A 939-nucleotide genomic window follows, 5' to 3' on the forward strand; every position below is an offset into this window, starting at 1 on the left:
GCCCCCATAACTCATTGAAATGACTCAGGCCACCACGTCAAAAAGCGAAAATCGCGCCTGATTTTGTCGAACTTGGGGGGCCCGATGCGGTGCAGCCCTCACGCAGCACAGCCGTATCGGGCCAGCGGGTTGAGGGCGTCATTCTCGGGTTTTGAAGCGCCAACTCTCGTTGCCGGTTTCGACGATGTCGCAGTTATGAGTGAGGCGGTCGAGGAGCGCCGTCGTCATTTTGGCGTCCACGAAGACAGTGGGCCATTCGCCGAAGTCCAAGTTCGTCGTCACGATGATTGAGGTGCGCTCATAGAGACGGCTGGTGAGGTGGAACAGGAGCTGGCCGCCGGTCTGAGCGAATGGCAGGTAGCCGAGCTCGTCGAGGATCAGGAAGTCCAAGCGGCACAGCAGGTCTGCAACGCGACCCTAGCGATCTGCACGGGCTTCAGCATCGAGCTTGTTCACCAGATCGACGACATTGAAGAAGCGGCCACGCTTGCCGCGTCGGATGCAGGCTCGGGCGATGCTCACGGCGACGTGGGATTTGCCGGTCCCGGTGCCCCTGATCAGCACGATGTTGCGCTGATGCTCGAGGAACTCTCCGCCAGCCAGATCTCGCACCAGTGTCTCGTTAACTGGCGTGTCCTCGAAGCTGAACTCGTCGACCTCTTTCGCCAGGGGCAGCTTGGCAATCGTCATCTGGTATTTGATCGAGCGCGCCTGTTTCTCACTGATCTCGGCGTTCAACAGGTCGCCTACGATCTGTTGCGGTTCATGCTGGACTTCGCGCTCAAACACCTCCCAAGTCGTCCGATCCCGAAGCTCGGGGTGCGGATTGGATGAGCTACTCCCCATCGGTTGGACAGGATCTGCGTAAATCAAGCTACTCGTTGCACCTGCTGACCGGTTTGGGTTTCGTCTTTTCGCAGCCAGTAGACCACGGCCGGG

General features: G+C 59.3%; 1 pseudogene. It reads right to left on the reverse strand.

Annotation, left to right across the window (positions count from 1 at the left end):
- Positions 1 to 138: 138 nt before the first annotated feature.
- Positions 139 to 768 (reverse strand): annotated as a pseudogene (istB, locus tag BKY27_RS19615) (IS21-like element helper ATPase IstB); the annotation flags it as partial.
- Between the last annotated feature and the right edge of the window lie 171 nt (positions 769 to 939).

Source organism: Nioella nitratireducens, from assembly GCF_001879715.1.
In the GTDB taxonomy this organism is placed as follows: Bacteria; Pseudomonadota; Alphaproteobacteria; order Rhodobacterales; family Rhodobacteraceae; genus Nioella; species Nioella nitratireducens.